Source organism: Sulfitobacter sp. 1A13496 (genome assembly GCF_043557225.1).
GTDB classification, from domain to species: Bacteria; Pseudomonadota; Alphaproteobacteria; order Rhodobacterales; family Rhodobacteraceae; genus Sulfitobacter; species Sulfitobacter faviae.
The window spans coordinates 277413-297496 of sequence record NZ_JBIFFP010000003.1 but is presented as its reverse complement, the minus strand read 5'-3'; the positions used below and the strand labels follow the sequence as shown (position 1 = coordinate 297496).

Genomic DNA, 20084 nt, shown 5'->3' with positions numbered 1-20084 from the left:
GCACGCCGCAAGGCTGTGCTGAAACGGGGTCGCATCACGCGGCCCCGTTTTGCATTTGGTGCCCGATTTCTTTCAAAGAAATCGCCCCGGAATTTACAAAAAATTCCGGCGACCTTGGGGACATTCTCCCGCCCCGCTTGTTAAGATAGACGAAACTACAGGAGACCCCGCCCATGAAACTGATCGTCGGCCTTGGCAATCCGGGCGCGAAATATGCCCGCAACCGTCACAACATCGGCTTCATGGCGCTGGACCGCATTGCCGAAGATCACGGGTTTTCCGCATGGAAAGGCAAGTTTCAGGGCAGCGTCAGCGAGGGGCGTTTCGGCTCTGACCGGGCGGTGCTGCTCAAGCCCGAAACCTTTATGAACAACTCCGGCCAATCGGTGCAGGCGGCGATGAAGTTCTACAAGATCGACCCCGCTGATGTGGTTGTTTTTCATGACGAATTGGACCTCGCCCCCGGCAAGGTCAAATGCAAGACCGGCGGCGGCCATGCAGGCCACAACGGGCTGCGTTCGATCCACGCGCATATCGGGGCGGACTATGACCGCGTGCGCATGGGCATCGGCCATCCCGGCCATAAGGACGCGGTGGCGGGCTATGTGCTGCGCGACTTTCCCAAAGCAGACGAAGGTTGGCTCGACGATGTGCTGCGCGGCGTCTCGGACGGGGCGGCGGATCTTGCACGAGGCGACACTGGCCGTTTCATGAATGCCGTGGCGCTGCGCGTGGCCCCGCCCCGCTCGGGCACCGGCAGCAAGGGGTCAAAGAAGCCCACCGAAACCCAGCCAAAGCCCGCCCCCAGCAAACCCGAGCCGGAGGCAGAGCCCCAATCGCCGCTGCAAAAGCTGATGGACCGCTTCCGCTGACGCTTTTGGCCTCACGCCCCTGCTGACGCCCATCCTGACGCAATGTCGGGCTGGCCCCCGCCCCCGCGCCGTGGTTCACTGCGGGCCAACAGGGGGAATATCATGCGTACATTTGGAAAATGGCTGGGCCGGATCTTGCTGGCGCTTTTGCTGGCGGCCATCGTCATCGGTCTTTGGAAGCGGGAAGAGATCGAACGGCTCTTGGCGGTGAACTCTCTCTTCTCCGAAGAGAAGATCGTCCACAACTTCAGCCATATGGACGGCGCTTTCCTCTCCGCCCCCGTTTCGCGCGGAGACGGGCTGACGACCGAGCTTCCCTATGGCCCCGAAACCGAACTGCCAAAGGCGGTGGACGACTGGATCGCGGCGCGTGACGTGACCGCGTTGGTGGTGCTGAAAGACGGCGCCATCGTCTATGAGAACTACTTCAAAGGCACCGGCCCCGAGGATCGCCGCATCAGCTGGTCGGTGGCGAAAAGCTACCTCTCGGCGCTGGTGGGCATCCTGCTAGAGGAAGGCCAGATCGCATCCCTCGACGATCCGGTGACCAAATATGCCCCCAGTCTGAAGGGCAGCGCCTATGACGGGGCCAGCCTGCGCAACGTGCTGCATATGGCCAGCGGCGTCACCTTTGACGAAGATTATCTGGACTACGATTCGGACATCAACCGCATGGGCCGGGTGGTGGCGCTTGGCGGCAGGCTAGACGATTTCACCGCCGAATTGTCCGAGACCTTCACCGCGCCGGGCAGCCAGTGGCAATATGTGTCGATTGACACCCATGTGATCGGCATGGTGGTGCGCGGTGCCACCGGGCGGAGCGTGCCGGAGTTGCTGAGCGAGAAGGTCATCGCGCCGTTGGGGCTGGAACATGCGCCCTATTACATCGTCGATGGTTCCGGCACCGCCTTCGTGCTCGGGGGCCTCAATATGACCACGCGCGACTATGCCCGTTTCGGCCAGATGTTCGCCCAAGGTGGGCAATGGAACGGCCAGCAAATCGTGCCCGAAGACTGGGTAACAGAATCAACCAGCCCCACCGCCCCCACCGCCGAGGGCCACATCGGCTATGGCTACCAATGGTGGATCCCGCAGGGCGCGCCCGAGGGGGAATATATGGCGCGCGGCATCTATGGGCAGTACATCTATGTCGACAGCGCCCGCGATGTGGTCATCGCCACCAATGCCGCCGACCGCAAATTCCGTGAAGCCGGGGTCGCCGCGAAGAATGTAGAGATTTTCCGCGAGATCGCAGCCTCCGTCTCGGGCGGGACCTGAAGCAGAAAGGGAAGATATGACACCCGACGAGAGCATCAACGTCCTGAACCAACCGCTGGTGATCTGCGGGACGGACCCGGTGACAGGGTTCTTCCGCGATGGCCATTGCAACACCTGCGCGCAGGATCAGGGCAGCCATACGGTCTGCGCGGTGATGACGGCGGAGTTTCTGGCCTATTCGAAATATGTCGGCAATGACCTCAGCACCCCGCGCCCCGAGTTCGGCTTTGCCGGGCTGAAGCCGGGAGACGCATGGTGCCTCTGTGCCGCACGGTTCCTGCAAGCCGCGGATGAGGGCTGCGCCCCGCGGGTGCATCTGGCCGCCACGCATCTGCGCGCGCTCGATATCGTGCCGCTGGAGGTGTTGCGCGACCATGCCATCGACCCGAGTGAGGATTAACCATGCGCCTGCGCCTCTTGCCCCTCCTGCTGCTCTTGCCCGTCACCGCTTGGGCGGAAACCACCCTGCGCCCCGTCGATAGCGCCCGGTTAGAGACCTTTGACGCCGCCTTTGGCGATGCCATGATGCAAGCGCTGAACGGGGGCGACGCCGGGGATGTGGCGATTTTAACCCGCGCGCTCTCTGGGCAGCCTCAGGTCGCATTCTCCGCCGATTTGCAGGGCGATTGGTCTTGCCGCACGATCAAGCTGGGCGGGATCAGCCCGCTTGTGGCCTATAGCCCGTTCAAATGCCGCTTTACCGCCAGTGATCGTGGCTTCACCTTTGAAAAACTCACCGGATCACAGCTTACCAAGGGTGAGATCACCCTGCGCGAAGGCCGCGCGATCTATGCCGGGGTGGGCTATGTCCGGGGCGAAACGCCGCCCGATTATGCCGATCTGCCCGAAGATTTCACCTCAGGCGGCAAAGTACAAAGCGACGTCGCCGTGTTTCAGCGGGTTAGCCCCACCCGCGCGCGGCTGCTGTTCCCGTCACCGGCAGTGGAAAGCGATTTCGATATTCTGGAACTGACGCGTTGAGGCGCCACGCCACCCTTAGGCCGCGTGGCAGAGATGCAGTTTCGACTTGGGACGCGGCATCAGGGAATCGTCCATCAAGTCTTCGATAAAGGTGCTCAGAAGCTGGGTCCGCCCGGTCACGCCCGCCTTGCGGTAAATCGCATTGGTCTGCGCCTTCACGGTCCCTTCGGACGTGCCACGCATCTCGGCAATATCGCGTGTATTCAAACCCTTAGTCAGGAAAATCGCCACGTCCCGCTCTGCCGGGGTGAGGTGCCATTCGCGAAAGTGTTCTTCGAGCACATCGGCGAATTCCACCGTACAATGACGCAGCGCCGTCTCTGCCCGCTCGGCCCGCTGGAGGCTCATCCGCAGCGCCATCCAGCCCAGAACGACCCCAAGAATCAAACCCAAAACCTGAATGCCCTTGTTCGGCCCAATGTCAGCCAGCGGGGTGCCGAAAAGCGTCACGCCGCGCCCCTCCAGTGCAAAAACGAGCACGAAATAGACAGTGGCGTTGAACTGTAGAGCGGCGATAACCCACAGTGCGATCTTTTTCTTATTATTCATGGTGAAGCCTTGCCTTGGTGTTCGCCGTATTTAACCGCGGCGCACCGAAGTGCAAGAGATGGCGGACATGCGCCTTGATCAACCCTTAGTGATTTGGCACCCGCCCCGGGGGGCGAGTGCATTCTCTTGAGGCCAGTTCAGGGTTGCTTGGCTGGCCGGAAGACTGTTTTACCGCAATGCCTTAGCAGGCATCAGGCCGATCTCAGCGCGGGAAACGGTTCACTTTCTCGGCGTCTTGCGCGGCGGGGAAGACGGTGACGGTCACGTCAGATGTGTCTTCAGCGCGGAAGGTGCCGTTGTTGAAGATGTCCAGTTTCACATTGTCGACCGCGTCGTTGCGGCTGGCGTAGGAAACGCCTGCATCAGCTTTGTCGTTATAGCCGATTTGCTGGCCTTCCATGCCCTGTGCGAAAGCGGCGGAGCCTGCGGTGGCAAGGATCAGGGCGGTGGTTGCGAGTGTCTTTTTCATGTCGTGTCCTTTCGGGGGAAAGTTAGGGTCGCGCAGTGATCAGCGCGGGAAACGGTTGACCGAAGCGTCGCTCTGCGCGGTCGGGAAGACGGTGATGGTCACGTCGGAGAGGTCTTCGGCGCGCAGGATGCCTTCTTTGAAGACTTCCAGCTTGGTCTCGTCCACGGCTTCGCTGCGGCTGGAGTAGGAAACGCCATTGTCGGTCTTGTCGTTATAGCCGATGCGCTGGCCTTCCATGCCTTGAGCGAAAGCAGCAGTGCTTGCGGTGGCGAGGATCAGTGCGGTTGTTGCGAGTGTCTTTTTCATTGTCTTAGCCTTTCGGGGGAGAAAGTTAGGGGGAGGAGCCGTCGGCCGCGATTAGCGGACGAAACGGCCATCTTTTTGTGCGTCTTGGGTAGTAACGAAGACGGTCGCTGTTGCTTCGGCAGGTGTCTCGGCGCGCAGGTCGTCAAAGCTCAGAGCGTCGGAAGTGACGTTGCGTGTCGAATAGGCGGCATCTGCGTTATCTGCGGTATAGCCGACCTGCTGGCCTTCCATGCCCTGTGCGAAAGCGGCGGTGCCTGCTGTGGCAAGGATCAGTGTGGCGGTTGCGAATGCGTTTTTCATATCGTGTTCCTTTCAGTCCCGGGTTGGGTTGCGAGCCGCTCATCGGTGACGCGGCGTCGTTGGGATGACAGGGAAAAGGGCATTCGAGGGGGGATTGGCTATCTGTCCCGGGTTTAAATCGTCCGATCTAAACCCCTGTAAGAGCGTCATAAACTTTGGTTTACGAAGCCAATCGGGCGCGAAAAACGGGGGTGGATTGCCTTAGCGTCAAGCCTGCAAGGGCGAAACGGGGTTTCGCGAGCAGGCGCGCGGGCTGCAAAGAAAGGCTAGCCGGTCTTTTCGCGATGTGAAAGTTTTTTCGTGCTTTTTCGGCAAAGAAGTTCGCCCCCTGCCCAAAGTTTATGCGCAAATCACATACCGCGCGTTATCGCATAAAAAACGGGCCCGCGTTTTCACGCGGGCCCGTTAAACTCGACTCGGATTCGGATAGGAATTTAGGTGAATTCACCCATGTCGAAGTCCAATGCGCGGGCAACGGTGAAGATGTCTTTGTCGCCCCGACCACACATGTTCATCACCAGCAGGTGATCCTTCGGCAGCTCGGGCGCGATCTTCAGCACATGGGCCAGCGCGTGGCTCGGCTCAAGCGCCGGGATGATTCCTTCCAGCGCGCAGCACAGCTGGAACGCCTCCAGCGCCTCACGGTCGGTGATCGAGACATATTTCGCGCGGCCGATGTCATGCAGCCAAGAATGCTCAGGCCCGATGCCCGGATAGTCGAGCCCGGCAGAGATCGAGAAACCTTCGAGGATTTGCCCGTCGTCGTCCTGCAGCAGATAGGTGCGGTTGCCATGCAGCACGCCGGGGCGGCCTCCGGTGAGCGAGGCGCAATGCTCCATCTTCTCATCCACGCCCTTGCCACCAGCCTCGACCCCGATGATGTTCACCGACTTGTCGTCGAGGAAGGGGTAGAACAGGCCCATGGCGTTCGACCCGCCGCCGATGGCGGCGATCACCGTGTCGGGCAGTCGGCCCTCGGCGGCGTCCATCTGCTCGCGCACTTCCTTGCCGATGATGGCCTGAAAGTCGCGGACCATCGCCGGATAGGGGTGCGGCCCGGCCACGGTGCCGATGCAATAGAAGGTGTCGCGCACATTGGTCACCCAGTCGCGCAGCGCGTCGTTCATCGCGTCCTTCAGCGTGCCGCGACCGCTCGTCACCGGCACCACCTCGGCGCCCAAAAGCCGCATGCGGAAGACGTTGGGGGCCTGACGCTCAACGTCATGGGCGCCCATGTAGACCACGCATTTCAGGCCGAACTTGGCGCAGACCGTCGCCGTGGCCACACCGTGCTGGCCCGCCCCGGTCTCGGCGATGATGCGTTTCTTGCCCATGCGGCGGGCGAGGATGATCTGCCCCAGCACGTTGTTGATCTTATGCGCGCCGGTGTGGTTCAACTCGTCGCGCTTCATATAGACCTTGGCACCGCCCAGATGCTCGGTCAGCCGCTCGGCGTGATAGAGCGGGCTGGGGCGGCCAACGTAATGGGTCCAAAGGTCGTGCATCTCGGCCCAGAAACTGTCGTCGGTCTTGGCCTTCTCATATTGTTCTTCCAGCTCAAGAATGAGCGGCATCAGCGTTTCCGAGACAAAGCGCCCGCCGAAATCGCCGAAACGGCCCTGTTCGTCGGGGCCGGTCATGAAGCTGTTGAAAAGATCGTTGGCCATTGCGCCTCTCCTAGAATGTCGCGTCAGCCTTACCGCAGCCCGCCCGCCTACGCCACCATGAGTTTCGCAGGTGCCCCAGAGCGGGGCGGCCTTGGGCTAGTCAAAGAGTTTGAACAATTCGCGCCTGACGGCGTTCTCCAACTCATCCTTGACGATATCTTCGGTCGAGCGGCTGTCATCCGGTGAGATATTCAACTCTTCCTGTATCTTTTCGCGTACTTTATCTTCGGCCTGCTGCTTTTCTTCGGCAAAGTTCAGATCAATCGCGGCACGCAGATCGGCCTTGATCTCAGGGTCCGCCCATGGCCCCCTGATCCGCACCGGCACCGCCAGCCCACCGCGCGACGCATTGACGCGCAGGGCCTTGGGCGTAACCGTATAGTCCAGCCTCTGCGCCCCCAGATCGACCTGCCCTGCCCCCGTCGCGTTGAAGTTCGGCAGCAGCATCAGCAGATCGTGGTTGCGCAAGACGCCCTTGGCGATCTCGAACGTCGCCTCCACGGAATCGAACACCGTGCTGCCGCCTTCGGCATCGACGGAGCCAAGCAGCGCGTCCAAGTCGATCCCTGCAATCGTGCCGCGCCCCATGGTCAGCGCGCCAGAACCGCTGAGCGAGCGCATGATCGCATCAATAGACTGCCCCACCCCGAGGAACGACAGTTCGGCATCGCCCGCCCCGGTAAAGCGCGTCACCCCGGCGGTATCCTCCAGCAGGTCGCGCATCTGCACGTTCTGCGCATGCAGCTTGCCGCCCACGGACAGGCCATCGCGGTTATTCATCACAAATTCCCCCGCAACCTTGCCGCCATAGGCGTTCATATCCTGCAGATCAAAGACCATCCGCGCGCGCTCATTGTGCAGCACGGCGCGGGTGGGGCCGAGGTCGAGCTGCCCCAGATCGACGCTTTCCGCGCTCAGGGCGATGTTCCCGTCAAAGGCGGCGAGCCAATCGGCGTTGATCTCTTGCTGTGACCAGCCCTCTGGACCCGCCGTTGCCGGACTTTCGGAGCCACTGCCCTGGTCGCTTTCCTCGGACAGCGCCGAAAGGTCCAGCGCCCCTGTCCGCAGGTTCGCGGTGATCCGCGGCGTGCCATTCAGCGCCAGATCGGCCTGCCCGGTTAAGCTGTTGCCGCCCAAGTCCAACGCGATATTGCGCAGTGCCAAACGCCGGTCGGGCGTCAGCGTCAGCCCGCTTCGCAGATCAACCGACTGCCCCAAGCCGCGCGGCAGATTGATACCGCCCGCGCCAAAGGACGCCAGAAACCTTGCCGTGTCGGCGCTATCAACCCGCAGATCACCGGCGAGCGCACCGTCGAGCGATCCACGCCCATCAAACGAGGCGTCGCCCCCGCCCGTCGCAACCTCCGCCCGCAGCGGCTGCACGCCGCCCTCCAGAAAATCCGCAAATCCTTCGATCCGCGCAGCAAGCTTAACCGGCTCGCCCGCTGGCGCCATGCTGGCCGTGATCTCCGCCGCCCCGCCCCGCTCGGGCCAGTCCAGCGCCAGATTGACACCGTCATAGCGCAGCAGATCCGCCCCTTCGGCGTCATAGATCAGCGTGGCATCGGTCACCGTCAGTTTCTGAATACTCAGCGGGCGGCGGCTGGCGCTCGGCGCGCTCTCGGTCTCGATCCGCGCACCGCTGGCGCTGTCGGTGAACTGCCAGCTTGCGCGCCCATCAAGACGTTGCTCCAACCGGATCACCGGGCTTTGCGCCGCGATATTGGTGATGCGTATCTCACCGCGCAAAAGCGCGCCCGCGTCCACCCCTATCGCCGCATTGGCCGCCGTCAGCAGCGCGCCCTTGTCGGTCCAATCGGCATTGCCGACCTCAAGCCCGCCCGCGGTCACCCCCAGCACCGGCCAGAGCGTCACGCCTACATCGCCGGTGATCGACACCTCCCGCCCGGTCATCCGGCTGAGTTGCTCACTGGCGATCCGCGCGACCCGCTCTGCGGGCAGCAGGAACAGCGCCCCCAGCATGATCACGACGATCAGCAACAGCGCGCCGATGACCCGTATAATCCATCTCATGGCTCTCTCCTCCTGCCCGGCGGCTCTTTCCCCGCTCATCCGCTTGCCTTATAGCGCAAGCCATGAGCACAAACCCACCCAATCTGCGCCCCGACCTCGCCCCGCAGGCGAAGATCAGCGATCCCGCCCGCCCCGGCCAGCCAACCATCGGCATGGTCAGCCTCGGTTGTCCCAAGGCATTGGTCGATTCCGAACGCATCCTGACCCGGCTTCGCGCCGAGGGCTATGGCGTTTCGCCCGATTACGCGGGCGCCGATGCGGTGATTGTGAACACCTGCGGGTTTCTCGACAGCGCCAAGGCCGAAAGCCTCGACGCCATCGGCGAGGCGCTGACCGAAAACGGCAAGGTGATCGTCACCGGCTGTCTGGGGGCCGAGCCGGATTACATCCGCGAACATCACCCCCGCATCCTCGCCGTCACGGGCCCGCATCAATACGAACAGGTGCTCGATGCGGTGCATGGCGCGGTGCCGCCCAACCCGGACCCGTTCATCGACCTTCTGCCCGCGCAGCAGGTCTCGCTCACCCCGCGGCATTACAGCTATCTGAAAATTTCCGAAGGCTGTAACCACAAGTGCAAGTTCTGCATCATCCCCGACATGCGGGGCCGGTTGCAGTCACGCCCGGCCCAGGCGGTGATGCGAGAGGCAGAACGTCTGGTCGACAATGGCGTGAAGGAACTTCTGGTCATCAGCCAAGACACCTCCGCCTATGGTGTCGACATCAAACACGCCGAAGACCGCGGCCACCGCGCCCATATCACCGATCTGGCGCGGGACCTCGGCTCCCTCGGTGCATGGGTCCGGTTGCACTACGTCTACCCCTACCCGCATGTGCGCAAGCTGATCCCGCTGATGGCCGAGGGGCTGGTGCTGCCCTACCTCGACATCCCATTCCAGCACGCGCATCCGGACGTGCTGAAACGCATGGCCCGCCCCGCCGCCGCCTCGAAAACCCTCGATGAGATCGCCGCATGGCGCGCCACCTGCCCCGACATCACCCTGCGCTCGACCTTCATCGTCGGCTATCCGGGTGAGACGGAAGCGGAGTTCCAGACCCTGCTCGATTGGCTGGACGAGGCGCAGCTCGACCGGGTCGGCTGCTTCCAATACGAAAACGTCGAAGGCGCGCGGTCGAACGCGCTGCCGGATCATGTGGCGCCCGAGATCAAACAAGACCGTTGGGAGCGCTTCATGGAAAAGGCGCAGGCGATTTCCGAGGCCAAGCTCGCCGCCAAGGTCGGCAAACGCCTTGACGTGATCGTGGATGAGATCGACGCAGACGCCGCCACCTGCCGCACCAAATCCGACGCGCCCGAGATCGACGGCAATCTCTTCATCGACGAGGATTTCCAGAACCTCAAGGTCGGTGACATCGTCACCGTCGAAGTCGAAGAGGCGGGCGAATACGATCTTTGGGGACGTCAGATCACCTGACGCCCCCAAAGGCTGCTCTCAGGCGTAAGCGCCTGCCGAATAGGTCAGCTCATAGCTGTGGCTGTAAAGCTCGAAGACGATGCCGAACGGGTCTTCGACATAGACCATGCGGTAGGGTTTCTCGCCCGGGAAATACTCCCGTACCGGCATCCGCTGCTTGCCGCCCGCCGCGATGATCCGCTCCAGCAGACCTTCGACATCGGGGTCTTGGATGGCGAAGTGGAAGGTGCCGTGGCGCTTATGCTCCAGCTTTTCTTCGGGGGCGTAGTTGCCGGGGAACTCGAAGATTTCGATCCCGATGCCATCCGCTGTCGCCAAATGGGCGATGCGCAGCGATCCCCAGCCGGGGCCGAAGACATCGGTGCACATAACGCCGATGGCGGTGTCTTCTTCCACCGCTTCGGTGGGCTGCATCACGACATAGAACCCAAGAACTTCGGAATAGAACTTCACGGCGGCGTCGAGGTCCGGCACGGATAGGCCGATGTGGGAAAAGGTACGGGGGGTGGTCATATGCGGTCTCCTGTTTGCGTTGAGGTTGAGATAGACAGGCGCACCTCACATGTGAAATTATCAAATCTCATCGAAATCATAACGAAACGTTTGATATGCTGAACGCCACTTGGCTTGAGAGCTTCACCACCCTCTGCGAGACCGGCCATTTCACCCGCACGGCGCAGCGGCTCAACATGACCCAGCCGGGGGTGTCGCAGCATCTGCGCAAGCTGGAAGACCAGTTGGGCCTGCCGCTGATCGCGCGCGATGGCAAAAGTTTCACCCTGACCCCGGCGGGCGAAGCGCTGTTTGAAACCGGCCTTGCCCGCCGCCGCGAAGAGCAGCGCCTGCGCGAACGCATCGCGACCGACCTGCCCGACCGGGGCGTGGTGCATATCGCCTGCTCCGGCAGTTTCGCCATGTTGCTCCAGCCGCTCCTGCTGGGGTGGATGACCCAAGCGCCCGACCTCTCCCTCCATCTCGAAGCCGCGCCCCAAGCCACAATCCGCGCCGGGCTGCTCGATGGGCGCTTCGATCTGGGCGTGCTGGCCGATGACCCTGCCCACGCAAGGTTAGAGGCCCGGCATCTGGGGCGCGAGGAACTTTGCCTCGTGCTGCCGGTTAATGCATTGGAACGGATAGAAAGTTTTGCCGATCTCGAAAGCCGGGGCTTCATCGCCCACCCCGATGGCTTCGCCTATGCCGACGATCTGCTCCAGCTCAATTTCCCGGAAAGCTATCCGGGGGCCGACCGGATGCGCCTGCGTGGCTATGTGAACCAGATCGGCCAGATCCCAGCGGCAGTGGCGCGGGGCGTAGGCTATACGCTTTTGCCCCGCAGCGGGGTCGAAACCTTTGCCGCCAAGGACCGGCTCAGGCTGCTGCCTCTGCCCAAGCGGCGTTGGCATGACCTCTGGCTCGCCTCGCGGCGCGGGCGGCCCCTGCCGGCGCGAATGGTCAAGACGGCGGAACTGATCGCAGAAGCGGCGGAACAGCTGCGATAGCGGACGCATCGCAGATATTGCGGAACAAAACACCCCCGATACTAGATATACCATCATGGAAGGGCGAGATTACGGAGAGACTTGAATATGTTCCCTTTCTGTTCTATATGTAGAACGCAGTAGCAGAGGAATGACCACATGTCTTTTCAACCTCAGTTCCCCGGTATCTTCGACCTTGAGCAGCAAGGTCGCCCGCCCCGTGGCGGCGATAGCGCGCAGCCCAAACAGGCCGACCGCCGCATGCCCGCGACCGAAAAACAGATGCAATACGCTCAGTCCCTCGCCAAGCGAACGGGCGAAGAGCTTCCCAAAGGCATCGAAGCGGATCGCGCGGCGGTGTCGGAATGGATCGACGCTCATAAACCGCAAGCGTTGGAGGGGCCCTTTGCCGCCTACCCTTCCGCCAAACAGGTCGCCTTTGCCGAACGCATCGCGCGGTTGAAACGCCGCGATGTCCCGCAGGAGTGTTTTCGCGATAAAACCCTGATGTCGCGCTGGATCGATGGCAACAAACCGCGCTGAACTATAGGGCCCTGCGCTTTACCTTTCGTCACCCATGGCAGAGGTCGGTTTCGCTGGTACCTTTTTGTCATGGGCTATCCGACCTCCATCGCTGAGACTTTGGCCGACGGCGCCGTGCATGTGCTGAGCCTTGGCTTCGCCATTCCCGCCAGCATCCTTTTGATGATCCATGCCGCCGGGCAAGAGGGGCAATTGACCGCCACGGCGATCTACGCAGGCTGCATCCTTGCTTCTTTCACTGCATCTGCCGTCTATCACCTGCTGCCCTTCGACCGCAGCCGCGCCTTTTTGGGCCGAGTCGATCATGCGGCGATCTATTTCAAGATTGCGGGCACTTATACGCCGCTGGTGATGGTGATCGGTTCAGGCTTTGCCTATGGCATCCTCGGCGTGGTCTGGGCGCTGGCGGTGATCGGGGCGGTGGCAAAGCTCTGGTTCTGGCGCACCGATGCGCGCGGGTCACTCGCGCTCTACCTCGGCATGGGCTGGCTCTCGGTCCTGTTGATCTACCCGATGTGGCACAACCTGCCGGGGGCGGCACTGGCGCTGGTGGCCGCGGGCGGGCTGACCTATTCGGCGGGCACCTTGGTCTATGCCCATCCCGGCATGCGCTATCAGAACGCGATCTGGCATGTCTTTGTGCTGGTCGCCACGGCCTGTTTCTTTGCCGCCATCGCGCTCAGCCTTTAGCCCGTGGGCGCATCCAGATAGGCCCGCACGCAGGTCTGTACATGGCGAAACCGGTCGCCGCCCAGATGTTTGCCACCGTACCAGCGGGTGACGACGATCAGATGGTCGGTCAGCCCCTCGCGCTCCAACATCCGCAGGATCACCATGCCCGCGCCGGATTCGCCATCGTCGCCTTTGAGCGGGCCGCCATCCGACAGCAGCACCGCCCAAGTGTTATGGGTGGCCTTGGCGTAGGATTTGTCACGTTTGAGGTCTTTCAGCGCGGCATCGACCTCAGCCCGGTCGCGCGCAGGGCAGCCCGACACCGCATATTTCGACCCACGGTCGTTCAGCACCTGCCCCAGTTTGCGCAAACCGTTACAGCCCCGCCATGGTGCGCCGCACGATATCGATCCGGGCGTTATTGGGCGGATGGGTGCCAAGGAAACGGTCACCGGGATCGGGAATGCGGGTAAAGAATTCAGCCCCCCGCAACGGGTTATAGCCCGCCCGCGCGGTGATGATCGTGCCGAGGGCGTCGGCCTCAAGCTCGAAATCCTTGGAATAGCGCCGCGCGCCGACCTCTGCGCCCAACTCCTGCGCCGTGCGCACGGCAGTCGCATCGCCCCCGCTCAGCGTGGCGATACCGGCAAAGATCACCGCCCCCGCCATGGCGTTTTGCTGCTGGCGTCCGATATGGCCCGCGATGTGATGCGCGGCCTCATGGCCCAGCACGAAGGCAAGCTCGTCTTCGTTGCGGGCATCGGCGATCAGCGCCAATGTGAACGCCACGATGGGGCGGCCATTTTCATCCAGTGTCTGGAATGCATTGGCCGGTTGGCCGGGGCGGTCATCGACCACGATATTGAAATCGCAGTTCATCCCCGTGGTACGGTTGCGGCACTCCCGCTCGGCCACAGGCTCAAGCGTGCGCACCACCTGAACAAAGCTCCGCGCCGCCGCACTCGCGCTCAACCGTGGGCTTGCCTCTCCCGTGGTCTGCGGCCTGTCGACCGGGATCGGGCCTGTCTGGATCGGTGCCACCTCACAGGCAGAAAGCAGGGCGATGACGGCAAATGCGCCAAGGGCATTCAACAATTTCACGGCTGATCCTCGCTCGGTTTTCCTTGCGCCACCTATCTATCATGACGCCCTGCCGCTGCCACCCCCGTTCACAGAGCTTTGACGCTCATACGGCGGCCTTGCGCTCGCGAGCACAAAGCCTAATGTGCCCTCATGTTTACCATCGAGCATGAATTCGACGCCACCGTCATCACTCTGATCGACGAATCCGACGCCCCCCTGCGCGAGGACGTCACCGTCTCTGCTTTCGCGGGGCAGATCACGATCGAGCAATGGGACGCCCGGACCGACCGTGTGGCCACGATCACCCTGTCCCCCGCGCAGCTGAGCGATCTGACAGCGGCACTGAACCTGCCCGAGGGCATCTACCGAAGCAATTCCTGAGGATCGTCACATGGCCACCGGCACAGACATCAAGACCTATTTCAACGGCGCATGGCACGACGGCGATCTGCCCACCATCAAGGCCGCCGATCACGGCGCATGGCTCGGCACCACCGTTTTCGACGGGGCGCGGCTGTTCGACGGGCTGGCCCCGGACCTCGAGGCGCATTGCGCGCGGATCAACCGCTCGGCCCGCGCGCTGATGATCACCCCGACGGTCGAGACCGAGGATATGATTGAGATGTGCCGCGAGGGGCTGAAGAGCTATTCGCGTGATCAAGCGGTCTATATCCGCCCGATGTATTGGGCGCTGGCCGGTGACGAACTGGGCATCGTGCCGCGCGAAGGTGCCACCGGCTTTGCCATCAGCCTTGAGGCCATCCCCATGGCCCCGCCCGAGGCCGCGACCACCCTCACCCGCACCCGCTTCCGCCGCCCGGTGCTGGAGGATAACGTGGTCAACGCCAAAGCAGGCTGCCTTTACCCCAACAACGCCCGCATGATGGTCGAGGCGCGGTCCAAGGGCTTCGGCAATGCGCTGGTGGCCGATGCCATGGGCAATGTCGCCGAAAGCGCCAGCGCCAACGTCTTCATGGTCAAGGATGGTGAGGTTTTCACCCCCATCCACAACGGCACCTTCCTTGCCGGGATCACCCGTGCGCGGCATATGTCGAACATGCGCGAGGCGGGGATGAAGGTGCATGAGACCGTCCTCAGCTTTGACGATTTCCATGCCGCCGATGAGGTCTTTCTGTCGGGCAATATGATGAAAGTCACGCCTGTCAGCGCCTTTGACGAGACGCAATATGGCACCGGGGACAACCAGAACCCGGTCACGCGCCGGGTGCGCGAAATGTATTGGGATTGGGCCGCAAGTCAGCGCGGCTGAAGGTCCGGGCGGCAGCGGCGCGCGAAAGCAATTGCCAGCGCCGCCCGCCCGCGCCATGATCGCACCGCACCGGGAGGAGGTGCGGAGAGAGGGTTTGATGCGGAAATTCCTAGTGGTGTTGGACGATAGCACCGAATGTTTGAATGCCATGCGTTTCGCCGCCCTGCGCGCGGCGCGCACGGGGGGCGGCGTGGCCGTGCTGTCGGTGATCCCGCCCGAAGAGTTCAACCATTGGATCGGCGTCGGCGACCTGATGCGCGAAGAGGCCCGCGAACGGATCGAGGTGCATTTCGAGGTTTTCGCCAAATGGATGCGCGACAAACAGGGCGTCGACCCTGAGTTAATCATCCGCGAGGGCGAACCCACGGATGAGATCATCCAGCAGCTGTCCGACGACCCCGACATCGGCGTTCTGGTTCTCGGCGCCAGCGGTGACCGCAAGAAAGGCCCCGGCCCGCTGGTCACGCAATTGTCGCGCTCTGCCGGCGCCCTGCCCGTGCCGATCACCATCGTGCCCGGCGATCTGAGCAAGGAACGGCTCGAAGCGATCACCTAAGCGCTCTGCCCCCCGCCTAATGCCCGGCGCCACAATTTAGAACGGTTCTAAACCTTGACTTGCCGCCCGCGCAGGCGCATATCAGGAGCCACGCCGAAAGCGAGGTACACCCCATGTTCATCCAGACCGAATCCACTCCGAACCCCGCAACGCTCAAGTTCCTGCCGGGTCAGACCGTGCTGGAGATGGGCACCGCTGATTTCCCCTCCCCCGAAGCCGGGGCGACATCGCCGTTGGCCCAACGGCTCTTTGCTGTTGAGGGCGTGACGGGCGTGTTCTTCGGCACCGATTTCGTTACCGTGACCAAACAGGACGCGGTGGAATGGGACCATGTGAAACCCGCTTTGCTCGGTGCCATCATGGAGCATTTCCAGTCCGGCGAGCCGGTCATGGCCTCGGACCACCAGCCCACATCCGGCCACGCCGCGCATGACGGCGAAGACGGTGAAATCGTCGGCCAAATTAAAGAGTTGCTCGACAGCCGCGTGCGCCCCGCCGTGGCCCAAGATGGCGGTGACATTACCTTTCACGGTTTTGAGCGTGGCGTCGTCTATCTGCATATGCAGGGCGCCTGCGCCGGCTGTCCCTCTTCGACCCTGACGTTGAAAATGGGCATCGAGAACCTGCTGCGCCACTACATCCCCGAGGTCACAGAGGTGCGCCCGGTTGCCTGAGCATGGCGCGAGCGGGCCGCTGATTCTGGCCTTTGACACATCGGCCGCGCAATGCGCGGCCGCTTTGCTGTCGGGCGACCGGATCTTGGCCTCCCGCACCGAGCCGATGACCAAGGGTCAGGCCGAGCGGATCATGGTCCTTTGCGAGGAATTGTTGAGCGAGGCCGGGCTGGCCTATGCTGACCTCACCGCGCTTGGCGTCGGCATCGGGCCGGGCAATTTCACCGGCATCCGCATCGCCGTTTCTGCCGCCCGTGGGCTGGCGCTTGGCCTTGGCATTCCGGCGGTTGGGGTCGATGCCTTCGACGCGCTGCGCGAAGGCCATGATGGCCCCTGTGCCTGTGCGGTGGATGCCCGCCGTGATCAAGTTTTCTTGCAAGGCTTTGACAACCCCGGCATTTCCGAACCCGCACTACACGACGCCGCCGCCCTCCCGGCCTTCACCGGCCCGCTGATCGGCGCCGGCGGAGAGCCGCCAGCGATGCCTGTGGCCGAAGCCATCGCCCTCATCGCCGCGCGCCGCTTTGCCAGCAATCCGCCGCGCCCTGCGCCGCTTTACCTGCGCCCCGCCGATGCCGCCCCCGCCCGCGACGCGGCACCGGTTCTGCTGCCGTGACACCGGCGGCCCTCGCCACGATTCACGCTGCGGCCTTCACCCAAGACAGGCCGTGGCAAGAGGCGGAGTTCGCAAGCCTGCTCGATAGCCCCTTCGTGCAGCTTTTCACCCGCCCCGGCGGCTTTGCCCTGACCCGCACCATCGCGGGCGAATCCGAACTGCTGACGCTTGCCGTGGACCCTGCGCAGCAGCGCCGGGGGCTGGGCCGGGCGCTGCTGCGCGACTGGCTGGCCGCCCTGCCCGCCGACTGCGAAAGTGCCTTTCTCGAAGTCGCAGCTGATAATCTACCCGCCCGCGCACTTTATACCGATCAAGGCTTTGCCCAAATCGCCACCCGCCGTGCCTATTACGCGCGCAGCGGCGTTCCACCTGTGGATGCCTGCATCCTGCAACGCGTCTTGACCCATGGTCACGCTGGCGATCCGGGCGGCTTGCCCTCAAAAAGCGGTTGACCCTACCCCCCGCCTGCGCCCTAGATTATACCTGATCACATGATCCACAAACGCCGTGGCGGCAGCATCTGATTGACCGCCCGACACCACAACCCGGGAGACACCAAATGACCCTCATGACGAAATTCCTCGGCGCTGCTGCGGGCCTCGCGCTTACCGCGGGCGCGGCAGCGGCTGAACCGGCGCTGATCTTCGACCTCGGCGGTAAGTTCGACAAGAGCTTCAACGAAGCGGCCTTCAACGGTGCCTCCCGCTGGGCCGAAGAAACCGGCGGCAAATTCGCCGAGATCGAAATGCAGTCCGAAGCGCAGCGTGAGCAGGCCCTGCGCCGCTTCGCCGAATCCGGTGCCAACCCGATCATCACCATGGGCTTTGCCATGGCCGATCCGCTGGCGACCGTCGCGCCCGACTATCCCGACACCAAGTTCGCCGTGATCGACGTGAACTGGCTTGACCTGCCCAACGTGCGTCAGGTCAGCTTTGCCGAACATGAAGGCTCCTACCTCGTCGGCGTCATGGCCGCGATGGCCTCCGAGAGCAACACCGTGGGCTTCGTCGGTGGCATGGACGTGCCGCTGATCCGTCACTTCGGCTGCGGCTATGCCCAAGGCGTCAAGGCGACCAACCCAGACGCCACCGTCATCGCCAACATGACCGGCACCACCCCCGCCGCGTGGAACGACCCGGTGAAGGGTTCCGAGATCACCAAGGCCCAGATCAACCAAGGCGCTGACGTGGTCTATGCCGCGGCAGGCGGCACCGGCGTGGGCGTGCTGCAAACCGCTGCCGACGAAGGCATCCTGTCGATCGGCGTCGACAGCAACCAGAACCACCTGCACCCGGGCAAGGTGCTGACTTCCATGCTGAAACGCGTCGATGTCGCCGTCTATGACGCGATGATGGCGGGCGAAGACCTCGAAGTCGGCGAAGTCGTGACCCTTGGCCTTGCCGAAGAAGGTGTGGGCGTTGCCATCGACGAGCACAACCAAGATCTCGTGACCGAAGAGATGAAGGCCGCTGTCGACGAAGCGCGCCAGAAGATCATCGACGGCGAGATCAAAGTCGTCTCCTACTACGAGAACGACAGCTGCCCGGCACTGGACTTCTGAGCCCGATTTATCCACAATCGACCCCCGGGGCCGCGCCGATCATCGGCGCGGCCCCTTTTAAAACCCCACAGCGTGACCGGGGCAGCGATGGACCAACGCCAGATCAAGGGCTGCAACGCCCGCAGGACCTTTTGACATGACCGATACCGCCCCCGCGATCGAACTCAAGGGCATATCCAAGGCCTTCGGCCCGGTACAGGCCAACAAAGATATCTCCATCCGCGTCATGCCGGGCACGATCCACGGCATCATCGGCGAGAACGGCGCCGGTAAATCGACGCTGATGTCGATCCTCTACGGCTTCTACAAGGCCGATGCGGGCGAGATCTTCATCGGTGGCCGCAAGACCGAGATCCCCGACAGTCAAGCCGCCATCGCCGCAGGCATCGGCATGGTGTTCCAGCACTTCAAGCTGGTGGAAAACTTCACCGTGCTGGAGAACATCATCCTCGGCGCCGAGGATGGCCGCCTCTTGAAGCCCTCGCTGTCGAAGGCGCGCAAGACGCTGATCGAACTGTCGAAGGACTACGGCCTGAACGTCGACCCCGACGCGCAGATCCAAGACATCGGCGTGGGCATGCAGCAGCGCGTGGAGATCCTGAAAGCGCTCTACCGGCAGGCCGATATTCTCATTCTCGACGAGCCCACGGGCGTGCTGACCCCCGCTGAGGCCGACCAGCTGTTCCGCATTCTCGGCCGCCTGCGCTCCGAGGGCAAAACCATCATCCTGATCACCCACAAGCTGCGCGAGATCATGGAGATCACCGACACCGTGTCGGTCATGCGCCGCGGCCAGATGACCGCCACCGTGAAAACCGCCGAGACCTCGCCGCAGGAACTGGCCGAGCTTATGGTCGGGCGCAAGGTGCTCTTGCGCGTCAACAAAGAGCCCGCCACCCCGGGCGAGGTGATCCTCGACATCAAGGGTCTGCGGGTGGTCGACGACAAGGGTGTCGAGCGGCTGCGCGGGATCGACCTGCAGATTCGCGCCGGCGAAGTGCTGGGCCTCGCGGGCGTCGCGGGCAACGGCCAGTCGGAACTCTTGGAAGTGCTGGGCGGCTATGCCGACGGCACCGGCAGCGTCACGCTCAACGGCACGCCGCTGGACCTCTCGGGCAAGAAGAGCGACGGCCAGTCGCGCCGCGCGCGCGGTGTGGCCCATGTGCCCGAAGACCGCCAGCGCGAAGGCCTGATCATGGATTTTCAGGCTTGGGAGAACAACGTCTTCGGCTACCACCACGACGACCGTTTCAACAGCGGCATGCTGATGGACCACGCCGCGATCCGCGCCGATGCCGAGGACAAGATGGCCCGTTTCGACGTGCGCCCGCCCGACCCGACGCTGGCCGCCAAGAATTTTTCCGGCGGCAACCAGCAGAAGATCGTTCTGGCCCGCGAGATCGAGCGCAACCCCGATCTTTTGCTGATCGGCCAGCCCACCCGCGGCGTCGACATCGGCGCGATCGAGTTCATCCACGAGCAGATCATCGCCCTGCGCGACCAAGGCAAGGCGATCCTGCTGGTCTCGGTCGAGTTGGAAGAAATCCTCGCCCTGTCGGACCGCATCGCGGTGATGTTCGACGGGCAGATCATGGGCGAACGCGCCGCTGATCAGACCGACGAAAAGGAGCTTGGGCTGCTCATGGCAGGCATCACCGACACCGAGAACGAACACAGCGTGGCCGAGGTCGAGGCCAATCTCGCCCGGGCGGGCGGCGACGCGCGCAAGGAGGTCTGAG

At 63.0% G+C, this 20084-nt stretch carries 25 protein-coding genes; 16 read left to right on the top strand and 9 right to left on the bottom strand.

Annotated features, from left to right (window positions below):
• Positions 1 to 173 precede the first annotated feature (173 nt).
• From pth to ACGYLX_RS10160, 4 genes are all read left to right on the top strand, one after another.
• Positions 174 to 872 carry an aminoacyl-tRNA hydrolase gene (gene pth / locus ACGYLX_RS10175; protein WP_394449201.1) on the top strand — a complete coding sequence of 233 codons (699 nt, stop codon included), beginning with the start codon at positions 174 to 176 and terminating at the stop codon, positions 870 to 872.
• 102 nt (positions 873 to 974) lie between these two features.
• A complete protein-coding gene (locus ACGYLX_RS10170; protein ID WP_394449198.1) occupies positions 975 to 2150 on the top strand; it encodes a serine hydrolase domain-containing protein in 1176 nt (391 codons plus the stop codon).
• Between the two features lie 16 nt (positions 2151 to 2166).
• Positions 2167 to 2550, top strand: coding sequence for a DUF2237 family protein (locus ACGYLX_RS10165; protein ID WP_394449195.1), 384 nt, complete (start codon positions 2167 to 2169; stop codon positions 2548 to 2550).
• A gap of 2 nt (positions 2551 to 2552) precedes the next feature.
• The gene (locus ACGYLX_RS10160; protein WP_394449192.1) at positions 2553 to 3131 is read left to right on the top strand and encodes a DUF4893 domain-containing protein; all 579 of its coding nucleotides are present in this window, start codon (positions 2553 to 2555) and stop codon (positions 3129 to 3131) included.
• 15 nt (positions 3132 to 3146) lie between these two features.
• On the opposite strand, the gene ACGYLX_RS10155 is transcribed toward ACGYLX_RS10160, so the two are convergent.
• From ACGYLX_RS10155 to ACGYLX_RS10130, 6 genes are all read right to left on the bottom strand, one after another.
• Positions 3147 to 3680 carry a LuxR C-terminal-related transcriptional regulator gene (locus tag ACGYLX_RS10155; RefSeq protein ID WP_209217422.1) on the bottom strand — a complete coding sequence of 178 codons (534 nt, stop codon included), beginning with the start codon at positions 3678 to 3680 and terminating at the stop codon, positions 3147 to 3149.
• A 202-nt stretch (positions 3681 to 3882) separates the two neighbouring features.
• Positions 3883 to 4149 carry a tryptophan synthase subunit beta gene (locus ACGYLX_RS10150; RefSeq protein WP_271691952.1) on the bottom strand — a complete coding sequence of 89 codons (267 nt, stop codon included), beginning with the start codon at positions 4147 to 4149 and terminating at the stop codon, positions 3883 to 3885.
• A 39-nt stretch (positions 4150 to 4188) separates the two neighbouring features.
• Complete coding sequence (locus tag ACGYLX_RS10145; RefSeq protein WP_271689370.1) at positions 4189 to 4455, bottom strand: tryptophan synthase subunit beta; 267 nt, start codon at positions 4453 to 4455, stop codon at positions 4189 to 4191.
• A gap of 51 nt (positions 4456 to 4506) precedes the next feature.
• Positions 4507 to 4755, bottom strand: coding sequence for a tryptophan synthase subunit beta (locus ACGYLX_RS10140; protein ID WP_394449189.1), 249 nt, complete (start codon positions 4753 to 4755; stop codon positions 4507 to 4509).
• Between the two features lie 434 nt (positions 4756 to 5189).
• Positions 5190 to 6422, bottom strand: coding sequence for a tryptophan synthase subunit beta (gene trpB, locus ACGYLX_RS10135; RefSeq protein WP_394449185.1), 1233 nt, complete (start codon positions 6420 to 6422; stop codon positions 5190 to 5192).
• 96 nt (positions 6423 to 6518) lie between these two features.
• Positions 6519 to 8456 carry an AsmA family protein gene (locus ACGYLX_RS10130; protein WP_394449182.1) on the bottom strand — a complete coding sequence of 646 codons (1938 nt, stop codon included), beginning with the start codon at positions 8454 to 8456 and terminating at the stop codon, positions 6519 to 6521.
• Between the two features lie 62 nt (positions 8457 to 8518).
• Here ACGYLX_RS10130 and rimO point away from each other — a divergent pair, with 62 nt between their 5' ends.
• A complete protein-coding gene (gene rimO / locus ACGYLX_RS10125) occupies positions 8519 to 9892 on the top strand; it encodes a 30S ribosomal protein S12 methylthiotransferase RimO (protein WP_394449179.1) in 1374 nt (457 codons plus the stop codon).
• Positions 9893 to 9910: 18 nt separating this feature from the next.
• On the opposite strand, the gene ACGYLX_RS10120 is transcribed toward rimO, so the two are convergent.
• Positions 9911 to 10405: a lactoylglutathione lyase family protein gene (locus ACGYLX_RS10120; RefSeq protein ID WP_067261541.1), complete on the bottom strand. Its 495-nt coding sequence runs from the start codon at positions 10403 to 10405 to the stop codon at positions 9911 to 9913.
• Positions 10406 to 10500: 95 nt separating this feature from the next.
• On the opposite strand from ACGYLX_RS10120, the gene ACGYLX_RS10115 reads away from it, so the two are divergent.
• From ACGYLX_RS10115 to ACGYLX_RS10105, 3 genes are all read left to right on the top strand, one after another.
• Positions 10501 to 11391 (top strand): LysR family transcriptional regulator, encoded by an 891-nt coding sequence (locus ACGYLX_RS10115; RefSeq protein WP_394449176.1) that lies wholly within the window; start codon positions 10501 to 10503, stop codon positions 11389 to 11391.
• A gap of 138 nt (positions 11392 to 11529) precedes the next feature.
• Positions 11530 to 11913 carry a hypothetical protein gene (locus ACGYLX_RS10110; RefSeq protein ID WP_394449173.1) on the top strand — a complete coding sequence of 128 codons (384 nt, stop codon included), beginning with the start codon at positions 11530 to 11532 and terminating at the stop codon, positions 11911 to 11913.
• Between the two features lie 69 nt (positions 11914 to 11982).
• Positions 11983 to 12603 carry a hemolysin III family protein gene (locus tag ACGYLX_RS10105; protein WP_394449171.1) on the top strand — a complete coding sequence of 207 codons (621 nt, stop codon included), beginning with the start codon at positions 11983 to 11985 and terminating at the stop codon, positions 12601 to 12603.
• Here ACGYLX_RS10105 and ACGYLX_RS10100 read toward each other — a convergent pair.
• Positions 12600 to 12956: a YigZ family protein gene (locus ACGYLX_RS10100; protein WP_394449168.1), complete on the bottom strand. Its 357-nt coding sequence runs from the start codon at positions 12954 to 12956 to the stop codon at positions 12600 to 12602. The two genes, ACGYLX_RS10105 and ACGYLX_RS10100, sit on opposite strands and share 4 nt — an antisense overlap.
• Positions 12957 to 12960: 4 nt before the next feature.
• Positions 12961 to 13686: a M48 family metallopeptidase gene (locus ACGYLX_RS10095; protein WP_394449165.1), complete on the bottom strand. Its 726-nt coding sequence runs from the start codon at positions 13684 to 13686 to the stop codon at positions 12961 to 12963.
• Between the two features lie 132 nt (positions 13687 to 13818).
• On the opposite strand from ACGYLX_RS10095, the gene ACGYLX_RS10090 reads away from it, so the two are divergent.
• From ACGYLX_RS10090 to ACGYLX_RS10055, 8 genes are all read left to right on the top strand, one after another.
• Positions 13819 to 14049: a hypothetical protein gene (locus tag ACGYLX_RS10090; RefSeq protein ID WP_394449162.1), complete on the top strand. Its 231-nt coding sequence runs from the start codon at positions 13819 to 13821 to the stop codon at positions 14047 to 14049.
• 10 nt (positions 14050 to 14059) lie between these two features.
• The gene (locus tag ACGYLX_RS10085) at positions 14060 to 14938 is read left to right on the top strand and encodes a branched-chain amino acid aminotransferase (protein ID WP_394449160.1); all 879 of its coding nucleotides are present in this window, start codon (positions 14060 to 14062) and stop codon (positions 14936 to 14938) included.
• A gap of 97 nt (positions 14939 to 15035) precedes the next feature.
• Positions 15036 to 15494 (top strand): universal stress protein, encoded by a 459-nt coding sequence (locus ACGYLX_RS10080; RefSeq protein ID WP_040700546.1) that lies wholly within the window; start codon positions 15036 to 15038, stop codon positions 15492 to 15494.
• A 113-nt stretch (positions 15495 to 15607) separates the two neighbouring features.
• Positions 15608 to 16168: a NifU family protein gene (locus ACGYLX_RS10075; protein WP_067261530.1), complete on the top strand. Its 561-nt coding sequence runs from the start codon at positions 15608 to 15610 to the stop codon at positions 16166 to 16168.
• Positions 16161 to 16784, top strand: coding sequence for a tRNA (adenosine(37)-N6)-threonylcarbamoyltransferase complex dimerization subunit type 1 TsaB (gene tsaB / locus ACGYLX_RS10070; protein WP_394449157.1), 624 nt, complete (start codon positions 16161 to 16163; stop codon positions 16782 to 16784). The genes ACGYLX_RS10075 and tsaB overlap by 8 nt, the downstream gene beginning before the upstream one ends.
• A complete protein-coding gene (locus tag ACGYLX_RS10065; RefSeq protein ID WP_394449154.1) occupies positions 16781 to 17236 on the top strand; it encodes a GNAT family N-acetyltransferase in 456 nt (151 codons plus the stop codon). The genes tsaB and ACGYLX_RS10065 overlap by 4 nt, the downstream gene beginning before the upstream one ends.
• 107 nt (positions 17237 to 17343) lie before the next feature.
• Positions 17344 to 18345, top strand: a complete 1002-nt coding sequence (locus ACGYLX_RS10060; RefSeq protein WP_322329236.1) for a BMP family ABC transporter substrate-binding protein — start codon at positions 17344 to 17346, stop codon at positions 18343 to 18345.
• A 136-nt stretch (positions 18346 to 18481) separates the two neighbouring features.
• Positions 18482 to 20083 carry an ABC transporter ATP-binding protein gene (locus tag ACGYLX_RS10055; RefSeq protein WP_394449149.1) on the top strand — a complete coding sequence of 534 codons (1602 nt, stop codon included), beginning with the start codon at positions 18482 to 18484 and terminating at the stop codon, positions 20081 to 20083.
• The last annotated feature ends 1 nt before the right edge of the window (position 20084 follow it).

Excerpts from the sequence above, each read along its gene's own strand:
- ACGYLX_RS10165 (WP_394449195.1), top strand. The coding sequence starts at position 2,167 with ATGACACCCGACGAGAGCATCAACGTCCTGAACCAACCGCTGGTGATC.
- ACGYLX_RS10150 (WP_271691952.1), bottom strand. The coding sequence starts at position 4,149 with ATGAAAAAGACACTCGCAACCACCGCCCTGATCCTTGCCACCGCAGGC.
- ACGYLX_RS10130 (WP_394449182.1), bottom strand. The coding sequence starts at position 8,456 with ATGAGATGGATTATACGGGTCATCGGCGCGCTGTTGCTGATCGTCGTG.
- rimO (WP_394449179.1), top strand. The coding sequence starts at position 8,519 with ATGAGCACAAACCCACCCAATCTGCGCCCCGACCTCGCCCCGCAGGCG.
- ACGYLX_RS10075 (WP_067261530.1), top strand. The coding sequence starts at position 15,608 with ATGTTCATCCAGACCGAATCCACTCCGAACCCCGCAACGCTCAAGTTC.
- ACGYLX_RS10090 (WP_394449162.1), top strand. The coding sequence starts at position 13,819 with ATGTTTACCATCGAGCATGAATTCGACGCCACCGTCATCACTCTGATC.
- ACGYLX_RS10085 (WP_394449160.1), top strand. The coding sequence starts at position 14,060 with ATGGCCACCGGCACAGACATCAAGACCTATTTCAACGGCGCATGGCAC.
- ACGYLX_RS10105 (WP_394449171.1), top strand. The coding sequence starts at position 11,983 with ATGGGCTATCCGACCTCCATCGCTGAGACTTTGGCCGACGGCGCCGTG.
- pth (WP_394449201.1), top strand. The coding sequence starts at position 174 with ATGAAACTGATCGTCGGCCTTGGCAATCCGGGCGCGAAATATGCCCGC.
- ACGYLX_RS10110 (WP_394449173.1), top strand. The coding sequence starts at position 11,530 with ATGTCTTTTCAACCTCAGTTCCCCGGTATCTTCGACCTTGAGCAGCAA.
- ACGYLX_RS10140 (WP_394449189.1), bottom strand. The coding sequence starts at position 4,755 with ATGAAAAACGCATTCGCAACCGCCACACTGATCCTTGCCACAGCAGGC.
- ACGYLX_RS10170 (WP_394449198.1), top strand. The coding sequence starts at position 975 with ATGCGTACATTTGGAAAATGGCTGGGCCGGATCTTGCTGGCGCTTTTG.
- ACGYLX_RS10115 (WP_394449176.1), top strand. The coding sequence starts at position 10,501 with ATGCTGAACGCCACTTGGCTTGAGAGCTTCACCACCCTCTGCGAGACC.
- ACGYLX_RS10160 (WP_394449192.1), top strand. The coding sequence starts at position 2,553 with ATGCGCCTGCGCCTCTTGCCCCTCCTGCTGCTCTTGCCCGTCACCGCT.
- ACGYLX_RS10055 (WP_394449149.1), top strand. The coding sequence starts at position 18,482 with ATGACCGATACCGCCCCCGCGATCGAACTCAAGGGCATATCCAAGGCC.
- ACGYLX_RS10080 (WP_040700546.1), top strand. The coding sequence starts at position 15,036 with ATGCGGAAATTCCTAGTGGTGTTGGACGATAGCACCGAATGTTTGAAT.
- ACGYLX_RS10120 (WP_067261541.1), bottom strand. The coding sequence starts at position 10,405 with ATGACCACCCCCCGTACCTTTTCCCACATCGGCCTATCCGTGCCGGAC.
- ACGYLX_RS10145 (WP_271689370.1), bottom strand. The coding sequence starts at position 4,455 with ATGAAAAAGACACTCGCAACAACCGCACTGATCCTCGCCACCGCAAGC.
- ACGYLX_RS10060 (WP_322329236.1), top strand. The coding sequence starts at position 17,344 with ATGACCCTCATGACGAAATTCCTCGGCGCTGCTGCGGGCCTCGCGCTT.
- trpB (WP_394449185.1), bottom strand. The coding sequence starts at position 6,422 with ATGGCCAACGATCTTTTCAACAGCTTCATGACCGGCCCCGACGAACAG.
- ACGYLX_RS10155 (WP_209217422.1), bottom strand. The coding sequence starts at position 3,680 with ATGAATAATAAGAAAAAGATCGCACTGTGGGTTATCGCCGCTCTACAG.